Source organism: Synechococcus sp. BIOS-E4-1 (assembly GCF_014279995.1).
Classification (GTDB): domain Bacteria; phylum Cyanobacteriota; class Cyanobacteriia; order PCC-6307; family Cyanobiaceae; genus Synechococcus_C.
Window position 1 is genome coordinate 261,145 of sequence record NZ_CP047935.1, and the last position, 18,750, is coordinate 279,894.

An 18,750-nucleotide genomic window follows, 5' to 3' on the forward strand; every position below is an offset into this window, starting at 1 on the left:
GAATGCGGATCACCTTCACCATCGATTCGCTCAAGCTTGGAGGTGCTGAGAGAATCCTTCTGCAGTGGGCTCGTTGGTGCAGGGATGAGGGCTGGGATGTCCTGGTCATTACCCGTCATGGCCCTGAACGAGATTTCTATGCGTTGCCCGATGGTGTGAATCGATCGGTGGAGCCGCAATTGCCGGTTGTAATTGAGTGGCTCGGCTGGTTCGCCTTTCCCGTAAGAGTCCTCGCACTGAGATCACTGCTGCGCCGCCATGGGACTGATCTTGCGGTAGGAGTGACCACACTTCCTGCGGTGAAGTTGCTTCTCGCCAGTGCTGGTCTCCGTCTGAGCACCGTCGTGTCGGAACGCAACTATCCGCCGGCTAAGCCACCTTCTCTTTCGTGGCGATTGCTTCGGCGTCTGACGTATCCATGGGCTGATTTGCATCTGGTGCAGACCCGACCCACAGCTGAGTGGCTGCGTCAGCACTGTGGCGTTCATCGTCAGCTGTTGCTCCCCAACCCCGTTATTTGGCCATTGCCAGACCGGGAACCGAGGCTGACTCCTGACGATTGGCTGCCTCCTGACGCTCCCCTGATTTTGGCAGCAGGCACCAAAGCGCATCAAAAGGGCTTTGATCGCTTGATACCGGTGTTTGTTGAACTGGTGAAGCATCAGCCGCATCTGCATCTTGCGTTGCTGGGACTTGCCCCGGGCCTTTATCACGGCAGTGACCAGCAGGCGGAGTTGCGCGCTCTTCTTGGTGATGCCAACGATCTTCAGCAGCGGCTGTTGCTTCCAGGGGTGAGCGGAACCATGGCGAGCTGGTACGAACGGGCAACAGTGTTCGTGCTTCCGTCCCGCTACGAGGGCTTCCCCAACGTTTTGCTCGAAGCCATGGCTGCGGGGTGCGCCTGTATTGCCAGTGACTGCCTTACGGGCCCTGCGGATCTGATTGATCACGAGGAGAATGGGTTACTGCTCTCCCCTCAGGCCAGTACCAAGCAGTGGGTCGAGGCGATTGAGTCGCTTCTTCTCGCTCCCGATCGGCGCCGCGCGATGGGTGAGAGGGCGACTGCAGTGCGTGATCGATATGCTCCGGAACGTCTGCGGCGTGATTGTCTAGAGGCCTTGCGCCGGTTGCGCCATGGATGATCTTTGGGTTGTGCTTCCCCATCTCGGCGCTGGTGGTGCTCAGAAGGTTGGATTACTGGCCGCTGCCCATTTCGCCGAACAAGGCTTGAAGGTGCGGGTGTTGTCTCTGCGCCGAGATCACCCTGTTAAACACGTGCTCCCCAAAGGCGTCGAGGTTTTTGACCTGGGTCCGGATGAAGTCGTGCATCCGTGGTTAACCAATGCCGAGGATCGTGCATTTCTGTCCAGGTTGCGGCGTTTCACCCTGGCTCAAATTCTCAAGCTGCATCGACTGGCAGTGCGTTTGGCTGTTTCAGCGTCCTGGTGGCTGATCGATCGGCAGATGTATCCAGGACGCAAAACCTGCGCAACGCTATTGCTTTGTTACGGCATTGCATCCCTGGCAGGCCATCGCTACGTCCGGCTCCGAAAAATTGTTGAGCAAAAACGCCCAAAACGTGTTCTCTCTCTCTTGACCAAAACGAATGTGATGTGTTGCGCAGCTGTCTGGGATTTGCCTGTGCATCTTGTGGTGTCCGAGCGCAATGATCCCCGCTTGCAGCGACTGGAGCCACTCTGGAATCGCCTGCGAGCTGTCTTCTACCGCAGAGCCAATGTGGTGACCGCCAACACCGAGGGTGTGCTGCAGGCCCTGCAGATGATGGGGACTTGGCAGCGATTGGCTCTGCTCCCTAATCCCTTGCCAGGAGGTCTGAGTTTGGACAGGTCGAAGGCTTTGCAGTCCCAGCGTCAGCTTGAGATTTTGTCCGTTGCCCGTTTAGTCCCACAGAAAGGTCTGGATGTCTTGATCCGAGCTTTCGGATCACTGCCGGAATCCATCCGCGGCGCGTGGACACTGATCGTCGTTGGCGACGGCCCCGAACGCCAGGCATTGGTTGATCTGGTGGCCGAAGAGGGGCTGAGTGAACAGGTGAGCTTCCAGGGGTTTCGTTCTGACCCGGTCATGTTTATGCGGAGGTCGTCAATCTTTGCCCTGCCGTCACGGTTCGAGGGCATGCCGAATGCACTGTTGGAGGCGATGGCCTCAGGGCTCCCTTCCGTGGTGAGTGACGCCTCGCCCGGTCCTCTGGAAATGGTGCGCCACCGCATCGAGGGCTTAGTGGTTCCTACTGACGACGTCAAAGCCTTTGCCGAAGCGCTTGAGCTGCTCATGCTTGATCCTGAACTGCGCGAACGCTGCGGTCTTGCAGCCAAGGCCACGTTGAGATCTCTTGAGTGGGATGTGGTGGAGCCTCATTGGCGTTCAGTGTTGGCTCTTCCGGCTAAGGCATGAAGGCGTGCGATCCGCATTCCCTCGGAGGGGGGGGACGACTGCTGGTGCTCGCCCCCACGGCCCGGGCCACGAGTGAGACTTTTGTGAGGGCGAATCTGAAGGGATTGCCTTTTGAGATGACGGCCTACTTCGGAGATGAGTTCAGCATTTCAGCTCCCACCAGGTTCCTTTACAGCTGCTCGGTTGGTTGCAGCAAACTTCTGACCCGTCTTCATTGTCTGCGTCTTGCAGGCCTACCTGCTGCACTGGTGGCATGGGGGTTAATCCGTCGCCACAGGCCCGATGCCGTGTTGGTGGAATTCGGCTTTGAAGCCGTGCGGGTCATGAATGCCTGTGCCTGGTCTGGTGTTCCTTTTGTGGTGCATTTCCGTGGCTCTGATGCTTCAGCGCAAGTCAGCCTTGGCCTGCTTAAAAAGCGCTATCGGCGTCTTCTCAAGATTTCTGCGGGCGTCATCGTTAAGTCGAGGCCGATGGCGGACACTCTTCTCGAGCTGGGTGCACGGTCCGATTGTCTGTTAATCAGTCCATCGGGAGCTAACACCACGCTGTTTTACGGCAGCTCGCCAGAGCAGAGCCCCCCTGTGCTGCTCGCTGTTGGTCGTTTTGTTGCGAAGAAAGGACCTCTGCATACGATTCGAGCTTTCTCTTTGCTCTGTCGTGAGCTCAGTCCTGAGACTCTGGCTCCCGAGCTTTGGATGGTGGGAGACGGGCCCTTGCTGGCTGCTGCCCGGTCGCTGGTCAAGGAGCTTGGGCTGAACCACTCTGTTCGGTTCCTCGGTGTGTGCTCCCAGACCCGGGTTGCAGAGCTGATGCGTGAGGTGAGGCTGTTTGTTCAGCATTCAGTTGTGGCGCCTGATGGTGACAGTGAAGGCAGTCCCGTTGCGGTGATGGAGGCCCAACTGAGTGGTCTGCCTGTGATCGCGACCCGTCATGCGGGAATTCCCGAGGTGGTTGTCGAGGAGGAGACTGGTCTGCTTGTCGACGAAGGCGATGAACGCGCGATGGCTGATGCCATGGCTCGTTTGGCGCTGGATCCTTGTTTGGCGGCGCGTCTGGGTGAATGCGGACGCCGACGCGTTCAGAAGCTGTTCACAATCGAGCATCACCTCGAACAGGTGACGCAACTGCTGAGGCAGGTTGTTGGAAACCGGCGAGATCTTCGTTGTGATGCGTGAAGCGGTTCTCAAGCGCAGACTGCTGCTGATCCGTGGCCTTGGTCACAGCGGTACCACGATTCTTGATTTGGCACTTGGGGCACATCCTCAACTGATCGGTCTTGGAGAGGCTGCTCGTATTCTTCAATCACCGGGGCCTGGGGAGGAGAACCGTGGTCCATCTCAGCTGCGAGGTGCGCTTCGTTTCGAACGTCGTTGCAGCTGTGGTGCAATCGCGGCCGACTGTCCTGTCTGGGGCGATCTTCTGGAGTGGTTGCCCGCTAATGATCGATTACCGCTGACGATCAAGATGCAGCGCTTGCTGGAGGCGGTGGACAATGCCTCCGGGACCACTCCCACTTGGGTTGTTGATTCCTTTCAGGATGATTTCCATCTGCCGTTTCATCATGCTGATGACCTCGAGATTCGCATCATTCATCTGACCCGTGATCTGCGTTCCTGGGTGCATTCCCGCTCCCGCGACGGCCGTCGACGAGGCCATTGGTGGCCTGGGCTGAAACCTCTCCTGCGCTGGTGCCGAATCAATGCCCGCTATGAGAGCTGGCTGCTGCGCTGCGGTAAGCCTGTCTTCCGGTTGGGTTACGAAGAACTGGCTCTTGATCCAGAGGCAACACTGCGGCGCCTCTGCTGTTGGCTCCAGATTCCCTTCGATGCACGCATGCTTCGCCCCCATCGTCACAGCAGCAGCCATCAGCTGGCAGGAAACCGCGTTCGGTTTGATGCCCAGCGAAGCGGCGCGATTCAGTACGACGGCGCCTGGATGAAGGAAACGTCAGTTCTCGCTCAGATGGCATTGATGCTGCCCTGGGTATCGTCACTGAATCGACGTCTTGTTTATTCCTGCTCGGAAGTGGATGCTGTCAAATCTCCGCGATAGAGATAAATCTGACCATTACCCCTTCGGCTGTATTGGTAGATTTTTTCGTAGCGGTCAAGTTCGCTGCCTAGAAAATCAAGATTTCCACGGTCGATGCTGATCAAAAAATCCCCAGCGTTCGGTTTATAATTTTTTCCAGGTCTGATTCCAGACACAGTTGAGTAGGTGGAATCTTCGGGGTCTAGAAAGATAAGTCGATCTACATTGAATTGATCTAAATAACGTTTTTTTCGGAACCATGATTTTGTATAGATGAGATTGACTGGCTCACCGTTTTTTCGCTTGTCTCGGATGACTTTTTCGATTTCATTGATGGTCTGTAGCCATGAGTCCTGTTTGGTCTTAATGTCGCTGACGCGGTGGAGGAAGCTCTTGCTTTGCAGCTCTTCAAGAGCGATCAAGCCACTGCTGGTCGCTACGGCTGCGAGGCTCAAGCCCATAGCTGAAGGAACGTATCTGCTGATTGCTGGGGCAAGCCAGGCGCACCATATGAAGGCGAGGTCCATCACGGTGACCAGTTGAACTGGCAGGCTCATATAGCTAGAGCCGTCATACCCAACGGCATAAAACAGCATGAATCCGTAGAGCAATGCTGCAGTATTCAGGCCGTCAATCAGGTTTGGGCGACAACGCTGTGCGCCGATTAATGCAATCCTGATGCTGATAAATGCGAGCAGAAACCAAAATCTGAGGTCGGGACTAAAATCGAATCCTTTGTCAGCTGCATAAGCGCCACCATCGTGATAATAACTAGGCAAGTAGCTCAGATAAGCGTATGCAAGCGCGAACACAATTAATAGAGCTGTCAGTGCGCACTCAAGTCCGTAGGCTTCAAGCCAGTAGATCAGTTTCTTGCGATTCAAGCTCTGCTTGGGTAGCGCTGGGTAGTTGTCCAGCAGCCCTGCTGCGCCTGTAGCCAATGTGAAGACTGCAGGTGTCGTAAAAAGCAGCACCCCGATATCTTTGAAAAAAAGTCCGACGAGAGCGAACAAGAGTGTGAAAGACCAAGCCTGACGGCTATGAGTTTGTTGATAACGCAGGTAGAAAAAACCAAATGCTGCAAAGCAAAGGGTGAGGATGCGCTCGGAGTAGATTAGCTGAAAAAATGCAAAGCCTGTGGCGGGAGTGAACAGCAGCAGCAAGCTGATCATCAAGAGCAAGTGATGAGGTTTTGCTCGACCTACCACTCCACGCACTGTTTGTGTTGTCAGCAGCAGGATTGTGAACAGCTCAGCGGCACTGACCAGCATCCAGATTGTGACGTAAGGCGTAAACCAGCTCAGGATGTGCAGGTCCTGATGGGCGAGAGGAAAGAACCGGTAGTCATTGCGCAGCATCGTCTCCTTGATGAAGTCCCATCGGATCGAGAAGTTGTAGAGGAGGTTGTGATCATTCACCGAGTCGTACCAGCCCACTAACTCAGGGAAAAGCCAGCTGCTGCCATCCACCATCGCCACCGTGTATCCAGCCCAGAGCATCAGCACCAGCGGGTGTTCCCTTGCGAAGGTGATCAGATGCTTCCACCAGGGTTTCGGCTTGACCGAAAGATCTGCATTCGAGCCTTCAATTTCAGGCCGGAGCCCGTTTCGGAGCAGCACCAGCACGGCCAGGCCAAGCAGCGCAAAAACCAGTCCATGAGAGATTCGGTTGTAGTCATAAAGCAGATCCTTGCCTTCCTGGCTGTCGGGATTCGGTAGCCAGCTCAGGGATTGATTGAGCCATACCCAGGCGGCAATCACTCCGAGTCCGAGAGTGGTTGTCAGAACGGTGAATACAGTCCAGGGCCTCCACTGACTGATCGGCGTCGTTTGGCTCATGGTCGGAATGTTCTTGAGTGAAGGCGTTAACGAAAGTGGGGTCTCTTTGGCCCATGCATGCTGATGTGGAAGGCGATGCCTTTGGTTCAGGGCAGGGATTTCATTTCATGCCGGCTGGTTGATTGACCTTGATCGATTCAGCCGTCATTCGATGCTGAGAGTCGGCATGGCTTTCACCAGGTCGTCGATCGCCTTCACCTGGATTAAAAACGGCTCCAGTCGGTCCAGTGGCAAGGCGCTGGGTCCGTCGCAACGCGCCTGTTCTGGATCCGGGTGGGCCTCCACAAACAGTCCAGCCAGACCCACGGCCATCCCCGCTCTGGCGAGATCGACAATCTGACTGCGACGCCCACCTGAGGCCGCGCCACCGGGATCACGGCACTGGAGGGCGTGGGTGACATCGAAGATCAAAGGCAGTTCATCACAGCACTGCCTCATCACCCCAAAGCCCAGCATGTCCACCACAAGGTTGTCGTAACCGAAGTTGCTGCCCCGTTCGCAGATCAGAAGTTGATCGTTGCCGCATTCCTTGAACTTCTCCACGAGATTGGCCATCTGGGAAGGGCTTAGGAATTGCGGTTTTTTGATGTTGATCACCGATCCTGTGCGTGCCATCGCTTCCACCAGATCGGTCTGGCGGGCCAGAAAGGCCGGTAGTTGGATGATGTCGCAGACCGCGGCCGCGGGCGCTGCCTGTTCAGGACTGTGAACGTCGCTGATGACAGGGATTGAGTGGGTGTCCTTGACCGCTCTGAGGATCTCAAGACCTTCACTCAGGCCGGGGCCGCGATAGGAATGGATTGACGACCGGTTCGCTTTGTCGTACGAGGCTTTGAAGACCAACGGGATGTTGAGCTTCTGGCAGATCTCCTTGTAGACCCCGGAGACCTCCAATGCGAATGCCTTTGACTCCAGCACATTGACGCCACCGATCAGGACAAACGGAGCGTTGTTGGCGAAGCTGATCGATCCGAGAGTGACCTTTCGAGCGGCCATGCTGACTGAGCTGCGGGCGAAAGCTTACGTCTCATGCCTGAGTTGGCCGTAACCTGCGCGTCAGCTAGCGCAATCAGCGGTGACGGTGAGTCCGATCCCGATTTTCATCGGTTACGACCCGCGTGAGCGGGCTGCGACGAATGTGCTGATCGACAGCCTTTATCAGCACAGCTCGGCTCCGCTTGCGATCACGCCACTGGTCACGCCACAGCTGGAAGCTCAGGGTCTCTTCAGGCGAGAACGCGATCCGAAGCAGAGCACTGCCTTTTCGTTCACACGTTTTCTGGTGCCTTACCTGATGGGCTATCAGGGCTGGGCCCTGTTCATGGACTGCGACATGCTCTGTCGTGGCGATATCAAGGCTTTATGGGAGCTGCGGGACGATCGCTTCGGGGCCATGTGCGTTCAGCATGAGCATGTTCCAGGGGAGACGGTCAAGTTCCTCGGTGAAGTGCAGAGCGCCTACCCCAAGAAAAACTGGAGCTCGTTGATGCTGTTGAACTGCAGTCGCTGCAAAAAACTCACGGTGGATTATGTCAATACGGCCACCGGGCTTGAGTTGCATCGCTTCCATTGGCTGGAAGGGGATCACGAGATCGGTGCGCTTGATTCGGGATGGAATCATCTGGTCGATGTCCAGGAGGCACCCGCTGCTTCAGCAAGTAATGGGGGTCCGCGCTTGCTGCATTGGACTTTGGGTGGGCCCTGGTTCCGTCAGCAGCGCACGATGGGTGGTGTTCTCGCAGCTGAGTGGTTCGGCGCTCGTGAAGACGCCATGAAGTTCTGGGAATGATTCGGTGATGCCTTCTGCGATCATTCAGCGATCAGTGGTTGCGGTGCCAGCGCGGCTGGCCTCATCACGATTGCCAGATAAGGTTCTTGCCGAAATCGGCGGTCAGCCGATGATTCAGCGTGTTTTAGAACGCTGTTCGCGGGCTGAAGGGATCTCCGCGGTGGTGCTCTGCACCGACAGTGTTCGCCTTCATGATCTTGCATCCGGCTGGGGCTATCCCGTCTTGATGACCTCTGAAACCTGCAGTTCTGGCAGTGAGCGCATCGCTTCGGTTGCTGATCAGCTGGTGGCACTCGCTTGGGGCGAGCGGCCTGCGGCGTGGGATGTCGTTCAACGGCAGCAACGACTGCAAAGCACTTCAGTGATCAATGTGCAGGGAGATCAGCCGTTTCTCGAACCTGCAGTGATCACCCAGATGGCGGCCGAGTTTGAACGTCGTGATCCGTTGCCTGCGGTGGTCACACCTGTCTATCGCCTCACAGCGGCCACAATTCACAATCCGGCGGTCGTCAAAACCCTGCTGGCCCATGACGGCCGCGCTCTTTATTTTTCTCGATCAGCGATTCCCCATGTCAGGGATGTCGAGCCTGGTGAGTGGCATCACCACGCTCCCTACTGGGGGCACGTGGGGATGTATGGCTTCCGTGGGGATGTACTGGCGGGATGGAATCAGTTGCCAGCATCACCGCTTGAAGATCTGGAACGTCTGGAGCAGCTTCGTTTAATCGAGGCTGGATACACCATTGACACGTTCACTGTTGAAGGCACGTCACTGTCCGTGGATACGCAGGAACAGCTGGACGAAGCTCGACGTTTGGTGCACGTTTAGGTCATGACTTCAGAGCCTGTTGTTGCTCTGCCTGGAAATACATCGGATCTCGTCAGTGTTCTTTTGGCGTGTATCCGCACTGAACGGAAGGGGCGGCTGGCTCTTGTGGGTGGGGCGGTCCGCGATGCGCTGTTGCATCAAGTGAATCGAGATCCTCACCAGGAATTGCTGGATATTGATTTTGTGTTTGAAGGTTCCTGTTTTGATCTCGCTCAGAGGCTCCAGCAGATGCTGGGGCGCGAGCGTTTGTCGCACCTTCAACTTCATCAGAATTTTGGGACCGCAGAGTTGCAGATCGACGGTTTGTCGATCGATTTGGCTCGTGCACGGACGGAGATCTATCCGGCCCCCGGGCTTAATCCACTGGTTGAGCCCGGTTCCCTTGAGAAGGATCTAGCTCGTCGCGACTTCACCGTGAATGCCATGGCGGTGCTGCTGCAGCCTGATGGCCGTCGGTTGCTGATGGATCCTCACGGTGGCCAGGAGCATCTGGTCAAGCGGCAACTTGCTTTCCTGCATGAAGGCAGCGTCAAGGATGATCCCACCAGAGTGATCCGAGCCGCACGCTATGGCGCACGTCTGGGCTTTCGTCTTGCGCCCGAGGCACTGAGTCAGCTGAAGTCCACCCTGACGGAATGGCCCTGGACCTGGCGACACGGCGACCCTGTGGCTGCTGTTCCGCCGGCTCTGGGAACCCGGTTGCGCATGGAACTGGATCTTCTGCTGGACCAGGAACCATGGCCTGAGGCTCTGGGACTTCTTCAGGAATGGACTGCCATGCCGTTGCTGGATCCCTGGTTGCAATGTGACTCAAGGCTGAAGCGGCGTCTGGGTTGGGCCGTGCGTCTGGGCCTTCCAGCCATGGCTGCTTTTGTAGCTGCAGCGTCTGATCCCGTCGCTCTGGCTCGGCGCCTGCAGATTCCTGAGCAGCAGCAGCGTTGGCTGGAGGAGTTGATCGAGCTGCGGTCCTGGCTGTTACAGGAGGTGATCTCGCATCCCTGGGCTGAATGGACTGCCTTGGATTGGACCCAAAGAATCGAGGCCGGTCGCTGGTCCGCTGAGGCGGTTGCGCTTGCCGTGCTCGACAACCCTCCATGCCGTCGATCGCTGCTGTGCTGGTGGGGGCGCTGGCGACATGTCGTCTCTCCGATCAGTGCCAGGGAGTTGATGGCTGAGGGCTTGCGTCCCGGTCCTGAACTGGGGGAGGCCTTGCGTCAGGCGCGTGCGCAGCTTCTGGCGGGAATGCGTTGATGTCTCATGGCTGGTTGACCTGAGCTCGATTGTCTTCTGTCAGCTCAGTCGTTGCGATCTCTCCAACCGTTTTTGCGCAGAGCATTCCAGTCTCCACGGGCCTGCAGGATTCGTTCCGCCAGCTCGCGCACGGCGCCGTGTCCACCGGGGCGGTGGAGCACGGCGTCGGCCTGATGACGCAGAGGACGACAGGCGTCAAGGGGTGCGATCAGCAAGCCAACGCTGTCGCGCAGCGCAAGGTCATTGAGATCGTCTCCCAGGAATGCGGTGCGCGCCTTGCTCACTCCCAGTTGCTGCTGCAGGTGCATGAGTGCTGGTGGTTTGTCCTTGATGCCCACCAGGCAGTGCTGGATATCCAGCTGGCGAGCCCGTACTTCGGTGGCTCCGCCCTGGCCGCCGCTGAGGAACGCCAGCTGCAGGCCTTGTTGCTGCAGCAGACGCAGGCCCAGACCATCGCGTACATCGAATCGCTTCTGCAGTTCCCCTTGTGCATCGAACCAGAGCCCACCATCGGTGAGGACACCATCCACATCCATCACCAGCAGTTCCAGTGCAGCCAGTGGGCTGCGTTGCCGGTACCAGTTCCACTCGCGCAGCAGTCGTTGCATCGGTTGGCTTGTGTTCAGGCGAGCCCCGCCTGCACCAGGTCATGCAGACGCAGCAGGCCGAGCAGCAAGTCTTGCTGGTCCACCACTGGCAGCACCGAGATTGGTTTGCGCCGGTTGTGCTCCATGCGTTTGATGGCATCAACCGCCAGCAGGTCGGTGGAGACGGTGATCGGGTCAGAGGTCATCAGATCTTGAGCGCTGAGATTCGGCCAGCGTTCAGGGCCGTGGTCGCGTAGCGCCCGACGCAGATCGCCATCGGTGATCAGGCCTAAAAGGCGTCTGGGAGTTTGCGGATCCTCCACCCAACTGCTGCCGATGGCTCCCTGGGTGAGTCGGCTGATCACTTCAGGTAGAGGAGTGTCTGGGCTGATCGGTTGCAGGTTCGACACCGGCACCATCAGATCGGCCACGGTCATGGTGAGCTGCTTGCCGAGTGATCCGGCTGGATGATTGATGGCGAAATCGGCTGGTGAGATGCCTCGCTTTTCCATCCAGACGGCTGCCAGGGCATCGCCGATGGCCATGGCGACGGCCGTGCTGGCGGTTGGAGCCAGGTTCAGAGGGCACACCTCTCGATCCACGGACGCCTCCAGCACCACATCGCTGCCATGGGCCAGAGAAGAATGAGCACTGCCCACCAGGGCAATGCGCGCAGTGCCTCGTCGCCTCAGATGTGGCATCAGTTCCAGTAATTCAGCGGTTTCGCCACTGTTTGAAAGCAGTAAACAGACATCATCCGGGGCAACGACTCCCAGGTCGCCATGGAGCGCATCCAGGGGGTTGAGGTAGAGGGCCATGAGCCCGATCGACGAAAAAGTCGCGGCGATCTTTCGTGCCACGATCCCGCTCTTGCCAACACCGGTGATCACCAGCTTTGCCTTGCGGTCGGCACAACGCTCCAGCAGGTTTAAGGCTCCCTCAACCTGGACGGCACTCAGGCGCTCCGAAGCCGCGGCAATGGCAGCCGCCTCTTCCTGAAGACAGCGGGTGAGTGCGGACACGCTTAAACCGTAAAACTTGCCTCATTCTTGAACACGCTTGGGATCTGTTCAGTCAGATCTGGCAATCTGAGAGGCCTAAAGACCCGTCCCTCTTGACAGGACTGACTGAACGACTGACTTCTCCCTGGCTGGATCTCTTGCTTCCCCTTTCGCTCTCAGGGCTGCTGTGGGAGCGAAGTGGAAATCCAGCCGGGATGGTCTTGATCCTGGCGATCTGGTGTGGGCTCAAATTTCTGCGCTGGCTGCCGGTGGAGCCGGTGTATGGCGTGTTGGTCGGCGTGCTGGTTGTCAGCCTCAGTGCCGTCATTCATCCGATCAGCGGGTCTGCCCCCACAGATCTCATTGTGGTGTTGCTGGCCTTCGCGGCTGGCCTGAAGCAGTCCAAAGATCAGTGGAGAGTTGGACTCTGGTTGATCCTGGCCACGGTGATCGTTTCGCTGCCCTTTGTGGAATTCGATCGGTTCAACAGCAATCTCACCGCCATCCCCTGGTCCGTCGTGCGGGACGTTTTGCCACAGGAGGCGGTTCGGATCCAAAGGATCACGATCAATCGCACCGGGTATCTCTATGGATTGTTCGCCTTAGTTGGATACGGTCTTTTTGTGAGTGAAATCCGTCCCTGGCTGTCGCGATTGGCTGCGGTTGTCGCGATGTTGAGTTTCGTTCTGGCTCTGGGAGCGGCATCACGTGCGGCCTTTCTGTTTCCCCTCGCAGCAGTGATCGTCACTGAACTGTGCTGGCGGAATCGACAATGGGTTGCGAGGCGTGCCAGATCATTGGCAGCGTTTGTTTTGGTTCTGTCTTTGCTGTTCAACCTGGCTTTGTATTGGCCAGGAAGTCCGATTGTCGCTGAAGAGCCGAGCGATGTTGGGCGTGCACAGGTGGCTCAGTGTTTTGTGAGCCAATCGCTAAGTTCTCTGCCTGATTTATTGATGGGACAGGGTTATGACCGGGTCTCCGATCACTGCGCCAAGAAAGTGTTTCTCCCCGGTCGCTCCAGCGGTATTCCCCATGCTCACAACGTGTTCCTGCATGCCCTGGCCGATCAGGGATTGGTGGCTCTGATCTTGATGCTCATGGCGGTGTGGCTGGTGTTTCAGCGTCTGTTTCTGGGTCTGGCAGGAGAGGCTGAATCACTCTGCAGGACAGGTCTGGCCTGTGCTTTGTTCATTCTGGCTGCCTCATTGGTGGAGTCCACGCTGCTGAAAACATCTCTCCAGCAAGTGATCAGCGGTTACTTGCTGGCGATTGCCTGGGTGGCTCCAACGCCGTCGAAACAGGAGAACTTCCGTACCATCGGCTGATGAGTTTTCTTGCCGGTCTTAACGACGCCCAGCGCCGGGCGGTGGATCACCATGAAGGGCCCTTGCTGGTGGTTGCCGGAGCAGGCAGCGGCAAGACCCGCGCCCTCACCCATCGCATCGCCCATCTGATCGGTGAACACGGTGCCGACCCATCCCAGATCCTTGCGGTGACCTTCACCAACAAGGCGGCCCGGGAGATGAAGGAGCGGCTGGAGTTGTTGCTGGCTCAGCGGCTGGCGCAGAGTCAGTTCGGGCAGCCCTGGAGCACGTTGCCTCCGGTGGAGCAGCGTCAGCTGCGATCACGCATCTACCGCGAGGTCACCAAGGAGCTGTGGATCGGCACCTTTCATGCGTTGTTTGCGCGCATGCTGCGCTACGACATCGACAAGTTCAAAGACAAGGAGGGGCTCACCTGGACGAAGCAGTTTTCGATCTACGACGAGGCCGATGCGCAGAGCCTCGTCAAGGAGATCGTGACCCAGGAGCTGCAGCTCGATCCCAAGCGCTTTGAGCCCAAGAAGGTGCGCTGGGCGATCAGCAATGCCAAAAATCAGGGCTGGCTTCCGGATCAGATGGAGGCCAATTCCGAAGGGCAGCGGGGCAAGCTCGCAGCGGATGTTTACCGCCGCTATCGCAAGGCCCTGGCGGCCAATAACGCACTCGACTTCGATGATCTGCTGCTGCTTCCCGTGCAACTGCTGCAGCAGAACGAGCAGGTGCGCAGCTACTGGCATCGCCGCTTCGCTCACGTGCTGGTGGATGAATACCAGGACACCAACCGCACCCAGTACGACCTGATCAAGCTGCTGGTCACCGATGGCAAGGATCCCCAGGGTTACGACAACTGGTCGGGGCGTTCGGTGTTTGTGGTGGGCGATGCCGATCAGAGCATATATAGCTTCCGGGCTGCCGATTTCACAATTCTGATGGGCTTTCAGGATGACTTCGGCGACCAGGCGCCGGATGACGCCACCCGCACGATGGTGAAGCTGGAGGAGAACTATCGCTCCACCGCCACGATTCTGGAGGCGGCCAATGCCCTGATTGCCAACAACAGCGAACGCATCGACAAGGTGCTGCGTCCCACGCGCGGTGAAGGCGAGCTGATTTCACTCACCCGCTGCGATGACGAGATTGCCGAGGCTGAAGCGGTGGTGCATCGGCTGCGCATGATGGAAGCCGCCAACCCCGAGCTGAGCTGGGGGGATATGGCCTGTCTGTATCGCACCAACGCCCAGTCGCGGGCCCTTGAGGAATCACTGGTGCGTTGGCGGATCCCCTACGTGGTAGTGGGTGGTCTGCGTTTCTATGACCGGCGCGAGATCAAGGATGTGCTCGGCTATTTGCGCCTGATGATCAACCCGGCAGACACCGTCAGCCTGTTGCGGGTGATCAATGTGCCGAAGCGGGGCATCGGTAAAACCACCATCCAGCGGCTCACGGATGCCGCCAACCAACTGGGCATTCCGCTCTGGGATGTGGTGAGTGATCCCGAAGCGGTGCGCTCCTTGGGAGGTCGATCGGCCAGAGGGCTGTTGCAGTTCTGTGAGTTGATCAATGGTCTGCGCGAGCGCATTCACAACACGCCGCCTTCGGAACTGATTCAGCAGGTGATGGAGCAGAGCGGCTACGTGAGCGAGCTGATCACTGAGGGCACCGATGAAGCGGAGGAGCGTCGTCGCAACCTGCAGGAACTGGTCAATGCGGGTTTGCAGTATCAGGAAGAGAACGATGAAGGCGATCTCGAGGGCTTCCTGGCCTCGGCTGCTCTGGCCAGTGATGCCGACAGCAAGGACACGGCAGCTGATCGGGTGACCTTGATGACCCTGCACAGCAGCAAGGGGCTGGAGTTTCCTGTGGTTTGCCTGGTGGGCATGGAACAGGGTTTGTTTCCCAGCTATCGATCGTTGGACGATCCAGCGTCTTTGGAGGAGGAGCGACGCCTTTGTTACGTGGGAATCACCCGGGCCAAGGAGCGTCTGTTCCTCTCCCATGCCAGTGAGCGCCGTCTCTGGGGTGGCATGCGCGAACCGGCAGTGCCGAGTGTTTTTCTCTCCGAACTGCCGGAAGGACTGGTGCAGGGTGAGATTCCTCGTTCGGGAGGAGCAGCCATCCGCCGGGAACAGCGCCTTGATCGGCTCACCCGAGTGGATCGCGATAAGCCCAATGGCAGCAGTGCGCCCGCCAACGCCGTACGTCGCCGTCAGGCGGGCCCTGCACCTGGAAAGAGCTGGAGTGTGGGCGACCGGGTGATGCACAGCAGCTTCGGGGAAGGCGAAGTCACCCACACCTTCGGCAGTGGCGAGAAGGTCTCGATCGCTGTGAAATTTGCCGGGATGGGGCCCAAGATCCTCGATCCCCGCCTGGCCCCGATTGAAGCCCTTGATCAATGAACTCGTTCTGGATCAGCGTGTTTGCACGCTGCCGATTTCCGTCCAGGGGCTTTGGAGTCGAGTGGTCAGCACCTGAGCGATATCGGCCTGAACGCTGATCAAAAGCGGTCCGCAGGTCTGTGGATCCACCAGCAGCTCAAGCAGGGCTTGAAGCCTCTTGCTGCCGGGTTCCAGTCCGGTCAGTTGCAGATCCACGCAGCCGTTGTCCAGCAAGCTCCAGGCTCGTCGGTTGGCGGGGGCCAGGCTGCTTGCGAAGCCCTTGGCCAGTAACGAAAGAGATCCAGCCAGCGCAGGGATATGGGCGCCGTTGAGCACCACTTTGAGGGCCGGATTGCGCAGCATTTCGCCCAGATGCCCCAGCAGCCCAAAGCCGGTGATGTCGGTCGCCGCATGAATGCCATTTGGATGCTCGCTTTGCAGATCCAGAAGGTCTTCCAGCAAGACGTGCTGGCTCGTGCCCATTTGTTCGAGGGCTAAATCCAGAGCAGGAGCTGGAGTAGCACCGGCCATGGCCGCGGCGAACAGCACTCCTGTCCCCAGCGGACGACTGAGCAGCAGTCGGTCTCCGGCCTGAAGTCCTGCCTTGGGCCAGAACGGTTCAAGGGCTTGGCCGCTGACGCTCAGCGTGACCTGAACAGCCCGGCTGGGCGGCGGCTGGGCAAGGCCATCGCGGGCCTCCAGCGTGTGACCTCCGATCAGCTGGGCGCCCTGGGGATCAAGGGCGGAGCGGATGCCCGCCAACGTCTGGGCCAGCAGGGTCTCTTGGGTGGATTCAGTGGCCTGAGGCAGGGTGACCACCGCCTGGGCAGCCAGCACGCGGGCACCGCAGGCCCAGAGATCCGAGCATGCATGCAAGGTCGTAAGACGTCCATTCAGCCAGGGGTCACTGACCAGGGCTGGAAAGCCATCCACGCTTTGCAGCACAGGCGTGGAGCCCGCGGCGGTGTTCATCGGCAGTATTGCGGCATCTTCGGGTTGTGTCCCCAGCGTTGCGATGCCGGCCTGCTGCAGAGCACTTTCCAGGGGCCCAGCGGCAAGCTTGGCGGCACAGCCCTTACATGCCATTGTTTCGGCGCTGTCCATGGATCTGCTGCGCCGAAACATCGCCATGAAGCGCGCATCAATGGCCGCTTTCAGGCGCCATATCAGGGGGTGAGGGCCGATCAGGCGTGATCCTCGTAGTGCCCAGGCTGTGGGGTGCCCCTTGTTGAACCCGCCCAGCAGTTGGAGGGCCTGGCGTTGGGGACGCCAGCGTTGTAAAGGTCGTCCTTCGCAAGCGGCTTCCAGGTTGTGGGCCAAAGGTGCGGCGGCCCGCACAGCCCAGACTCCCGATGGGGCGCGGGGCTGCGCATCGATCACAGCGCAGTCGCCTGCGGCAAAGAGCTTGGGCTGTCCGATCACCTGAAGGCTTGCCTCGGTGCGGATCCGGCCGCTGCTTGGGTAGCAGGGCAGTCCGCTTTCGGCCAGCCAATGGGGTGCACGGCTGCCGGTGCAAATCAGTCCTGGAGTAGTCATGAACTCGCCTGTTGGATCCAGTTCGCTTGTTTCAAGGATCTGGATGGAGCCTTCCCGTAGGGCTCGGATCAAGACTGGTTGTAGATGCCTGGGCCGGATCTGCAGCACCAGAGGTCGCCTGGGCCAGCGTTTCCTGAGAGCCAAGACCGTCTCCACTGCAGCCAGGCCGCTGCCCACCACCTGAAAAGGGGAGGTCGCAACAGCCGGTTCGTCCATCTGTCGGTCCTGCTCCCCGAGAAAGTCCAGCGCTGGCTCCAGCGGTTTAATTGGCACCAGTCCGGAAGTTGGCACTGGGTTCGCTGAAGTCACCGCGCCCAGGTTGAGGCTGAGGCGCACGTAAGGCAGTGCTGGCCGCTGATCCAGCCTCAGCAGTTGGTTCTGAAGCTCCAGACCGGTGATCTCGGCCACGACCAGTGCCACGCCCGCTTGATCAGCCAGGTCGCGTAGATCCACTGCCACCTGGTCGTGTTGATAGATCCCTGCGATCAGGCCAGGCACCATGCCTGAATACAGGGCTGTGCTGGTTCGGCTCACCAGCGTGATCAGCCCGCTGGGGCGTTTGCTGGGTTGCATGGCCCAGCGGCGCAGCACCAGGGCATGGCTATGCCCGCCACCAGCCATTACAAGACCACTCATCCGGGGTCGTCGTATCCAGCTGGATTGGCCGATTGCCAGGCCCAGCCGTCGCGGCAGATTTCGTCAAGGCCGCGTTGGGTTCGCCAGCCGAGCCGTTGAAGAGCCAACCCGGGATCGGCAACCGTGATGGCTGCATCGCCATCGCGGCGGGCCACCAGTTCGAAGGGCACTTGGCGACCGCTGGAGCTTTCGAAGGCATGCACCACCTCCAGCACCGAAGCTCCCTGACCACTGCCCAGATTGAGGGTGAGCAGTTGAGCTGGTTCGGCGAACAGACAGTCGAGGGCAGCGCGGTGACCTTCCGCCACATCCATCACGTGGATGTAATCGCGGATGCAGGTGCCGTCTCTGGTGGGCCAGTCGCCACCAAACACCTGGAGAGATTTGCGCCTTCCCACGGCCACCTGACTCACGAAGGGGAAGAGGTTGTTGGGTCTACCGAGGGGGTCTTCTCCAATTTTGCCGCTGGGGTGGGCTCCCACGGGATTGAAATAACGCAGGCAAGCAATGCGCCATTGATTGGGAGCGCTGGCGGCCAGATCGTGCAAGAGCTGTTCAACAGCTGTCTTGGAGTGGCCGTAGGGGTTGATCGGCTGAATGGGCGCTGTCTCTGGGATCGGTACGCGTTCTGGGTAGCCGTAGAGCGTGGCGCTGCTGCTGAACACCAGGGTGCGGCATTGATGCTCATTCATGGCAGCCAGCAGACAGCGGCTGCCAGTCAGATTCACGTCCCAGTAGCGCAGTGGATCGCGCACTGATTCACCAACGGCTTTCAGTCCGGCGAAGTGGATCACAGCATCAATCGGTGCGCCCTCTGAAGCTGCGTTGGAAAACAGCTCTTCAAGGCAGGCCTGATCGCGTATGTCTCCCCGTCGAACCTGCAGGCGGGCTTGGGATGACTGGGAGTCAAGCTGGGCGAGTGCAGACACCCGTTCCAGGGCCAGTGGGGTGCTGTTGCTGAAGTTGTCGAGCACCAGCAGGTTGTGACCTGCCTGTAAGAGCACGACACAGGTGTGGCTACCAATGAATCCAGCCCCGCCTGTGATCAGCAGCCGTGCCATGGATCACGCCCCTCAACCAGTCGAATCTATTGGCCACGGATGACGGTCACAGAGTCAGAGACAACAGGCATGAGACTCT

15 protein-coding genes are annotated in these 18,750 nt (G+C 58.7%); 9 read left to right on the forward strand and 6 right to left on the reverse strand.

Going from position 1 to position 18,750, the window contains the following annotated elements; all coding sequences use genetic code 11:
- The first annotated feature begins 2 nt into the window (after window positions 1-2).
- The 4 genes from SynBIOSE41_RS01105 to SynBIOSE41_RS01120 are packed head-to-tail and all read left to right on the forward strand — an operon-like array spanning window position 3 to window position 4,467.
- Window positions 3-1,142, forward strand: a complete 1,140-nt coding sequence (locus SynBIOSE41_RS01105; RefSeq protein ID WP_186539317.1) for a glycosyltransferase — start codon at window positions 3-5, stop codon at window positions 1,140-1,142.
- On the forward strand, window positions 1,135-2,415 hold the full coding sequence (locus tag SynBIOSE41_RS01110) for a glycosyltransferase (protein WP_186539318.1): 1,281 nt from the start codon (window positions 1,135-1,137) through the stop codon (window positions 2,413-2,415). The genes SynBIOSE41_RS01105 and SynBIOSE41_RS01110 overlap by 8 nt, the downstream gene beginning before the upstream one ends.
- Window positions 2,412-3,590 (forward strand): glycosyltransferase, encoded by a 1,179-nt coding sequence (locus tag SynBIOSE41_RS01115; RefSeq protein ID WP_186539319.1) that lies wholly within the window; start codon window positions 2,412-2,414, stop codon window positions 3,588-3,590. Before SynBIOSE41_RS01110 ends, SynBIOSE41_RS01115 begins: the two co-directional genes overlap by 4 nt.
- The gene (locus SynBIOSE41_RS01120) at window positions 3,583-4,467 is read left to right on the forward strand and encodes a sulfotransferase (RefSeq protein WP_186540654.1); all 885 of its coding nucleotides are present in this window, start codon (window positions 3,583-3,585) and stop codon (window positions 4,465-4,467) included. The genes SynBIOSE41_RS01115 and SynBIOSE41_RS01120 overlap by 8 nt, the downstream gene beginning before the upstream one ends.
- Here the strand turns inward: SynBIOSE41_RS01120 and SynBIOSE41_RS01125 are convergent.
- Window positions 4,425-6,284 (reverse strand): hypothetical protein, encoded by a 1,860-nt coding sequence (locus SynBIOSE41_RS01125; RefSeq protein WP_186539320.1) that lies wholly within the window; start codon window positions 6,282-6,284, stop codon window positions 4,425-4,427. The genes SynBIOSE41_RS01120 and SynBIOSE41_RS01125 overlap by 43 nt on opposite strands.
- Before the next feature lie 144 nt (window positions 6,285-6,428).
- Window positions 6,429-7,280: a 3-deoxy-8-phosphooctulonate synthase gene (kdsA, locus tag SynBIOSE41_RS01130; RefSeq protein ID WP_186539321.1), complete on the reverse strand. Its 852-nt coding sequence runs from the start codon at window positions 7,278-7,280 to the stop codon at window positions 6,429-6,431.
- Window positions 7,281-7,359: 79 nt separating this feature from the next.
- On the opposite strand from kdsA, the gene SynBIOSE41_RS01135 reads away from it, so the two are divergent.
- From SynBIOSE41_RS01135 to SynBIOSE41_RS01145, 3 genes are read left to right on the forward strand one after another with little or no spacing between them, the layout of a single operon-like run.
- Window positions 7,360-8,073 carry a hypothetical protein gene (locus SynBIOSE41_RS01135; RefSeq protein ID WP_186539322.1) on the forward strand — a complete coding sequence of 238 codons (714 nt, stop codon included), beginning with the start codon at window positions 7,360-7,362 and terminating at the stop codon, window positions 8,071-8,073.
- A 7-nt stretch (window positions 8,074-8,080) separates the two neighbouring features.
- Window positions 8,081-8,902 (forward strand): 3-deoxy-manno-octulosonate cytidylyltransferase, encoded by an 822-nt coding sequence (kdsB, locus tag SynBIOSE41_RS01140; protein WP_186539323.1) that lies wholly within the window; start codon window positions 8,081-8,083, stop codon window positions 8,900-8,902.
- Window positions 8,903-8,905: 3 nt separating this feature from the next.
- Window positions 8,906-10,153, forward strand: coding sequence for a CCA tRNA nucleotidyltransferase (locus SynBIOSE41_RS01145; protein ID WP_186539324.1), 1,248 nt, complete (start codon window positions 8,906-8,908; stop codon window positions 10,151-10,153).
- 44 nt (window positions 10,154-10,197) lie between these two features.
- Here the strand turns inward: SynBIOSE41_RS01145 and SynBIOSE41_RS01150 are convergent, their stop codons facing one another.
- Complete coding sequence (locus SynBIOSE41_RS01150; RefSeq protein WP_186539325.1) at window positions 10,198-10,761, reverse strand: HAD family hydrolase; 564 nt, start codon at window positions 10,759-10,761, stop codon at window positions 10,198-10,200.
- Between the two features lie 14 nt (window positions 10,762-10,775).
- Entirely contained in the window at window positions 10,776-11,762 is a 987-nt protein-coding gene (locus SynBIOSE41_RS01155) for an SIS domain-containing protein (RefSeq protein ID WP_186539326.1), read from the reverse strand.
- 92 nt (window positions 11,763-11,854) lie between these two features.
- Here SynBIOSE41_RS01155 and SynBIOSE41_RS01160 point away from each other — a divergent pair, with 92 nt between their 5' ends.
- Window positions 11,855-13,066, forward strand: a complete 1,212-nt coding sequence (locus SynBIOSE41_RS01160; RefSeq protein WP_186539327.1) for an O-antigen ligase — start codon at window positions 11,855-11,857, stop codon at window positions 13,064-13,066.
- On the forward strand, window positions 13,066-15,459 hold the full coding sequence (locus SynBIOSE41_RS01165; RefSeq protein ID WP_186539328.1) for a UvrD-helicase domain-containing protein: 2,394 nt from the start codon (window positions 13,066-13,068) through the stop codon (window positions 15,457-15,459). The genes SynBIOSE41_RS01160 and SynBIOSE41_RS01165 overlap by 1 nt, the downstream gene beginning before the upstream one ends.
- Before the next feature lie 12 nt (window positions 15,460-15,471).
- Here the strand turns inward: SynBIOSE41_RS01165 and selD are convergent, their stop codons facing one another.
- Together selD and galE are read right to left on the reverse strand one after the other, a co-directional pair.
- Entirely contained in the window at window positions 15,472-17,610 is a 2,139-nt protein-coding gene (gene selD, locus SynBIOSE41_RS01170; protein WP_186539329.1) for a selenide, water dikinase SelD, read from the reverse strand.
- Window positions 17,607-18,671 (reverse strand): UDP-glucose 4-epimerase GalE, encoded by a 1,065-nt coding sequence (galE, locus tag SynBIOSE41_RS01175; RefSeq protein ID WP_186539330.1) that lies wholly within the window; start codon window positions 18,669-18,671, stop codon window positions 17,607-17,609. Before galE ends, selD begins: the two co-directional genes overlap by 4 nt.
- Window positions 18,672-18,750: the final 79 nt, after the last annotated feature.

Coding starts and splice junctions, on each gene's coding strand:
- SynBIOSE41_RS01125 (WP_186539320.1), bottom strand. CDS start 6,284: ATGAGCCAAACGACGCCGATCAGTCAGTGGAGGCCCTGGACTGTATTC.
- galE (WP_186539330.1), bottom strand. CDS start 18,671: ATGGCACGGCTGCTGATCACAGGCGGGGCTGGATTCATTGGTAGCCAC.
- kdsB (WP_186539323.1), top strand. CDS start 8,081: ATGCCTTCTGCGATCATTCAGCGATCAGTGGTTGCGGTGCCAGCGCGG.
- SynBIOSE41_RS01145 (WP_186539324.1), top strand. CDS start 8,906: ATGACTTCAGAGCCTGTTGTTGCTCTGCCTGGAAATACATCGGATCTC.
- kdsA (WP_186539321.1), bottom strand. CDS start 7,280: ATGGCCGCTCGAAAGGTCACTCTCGGATCGATCAGCTTCGCCAACAAC.
- SynBIOSE41_RS01150 (WP_186539325.1), bottom strand. CDS start 10,761: ATGCAACGACTGCTGCGCGAGTGGAACTGGTACCGGCAACGCAGCCCA.
- SynBIOSE41_RS01115 (WP_186539319.1), top strand. CDS start 2,412: ATGAAGGCGTGCGATCCGCATTCCCTCGGAGGGGGGGGACGACTGCTG.
- SynBIOSE41_RS01120 (WP_186540654.1), top strand. CDS start 3,583: ATGCGTGAAGCGGTTCTCAAGCGCAGACTGCTGCTGATCCGTGGCCTT.
- SynBIOSE41_RS01110 (WP_186539318.1), top strand. CDS start 1,135: ATGGATGATCTTTGGGTTGTGCTTCCCCATCTCGGCGCTGGTGGTGCT.
- selD (WP_186539329.1), bottom strand. CDS start 17,610: ATGAGTGGTCTTGTAATGGCTGGTGGCGGGCATAGCCATGCCCTGGTG.
- SynBIOSE41_RS01105 (WP_186539317.1), top strand. CDS start 3: ATGCGGATCACCTTCACCATCGATTCGCTCAAGCTTGGAGGTGCTGAG.
- SynBIOSE41_RS01165 (WP_186539328.1), top strand. CDS start 13,066: ATGAGTTTTCTTGCCGGTCTTAACGACGCCCAGCGCCGGGCGGTGGAT.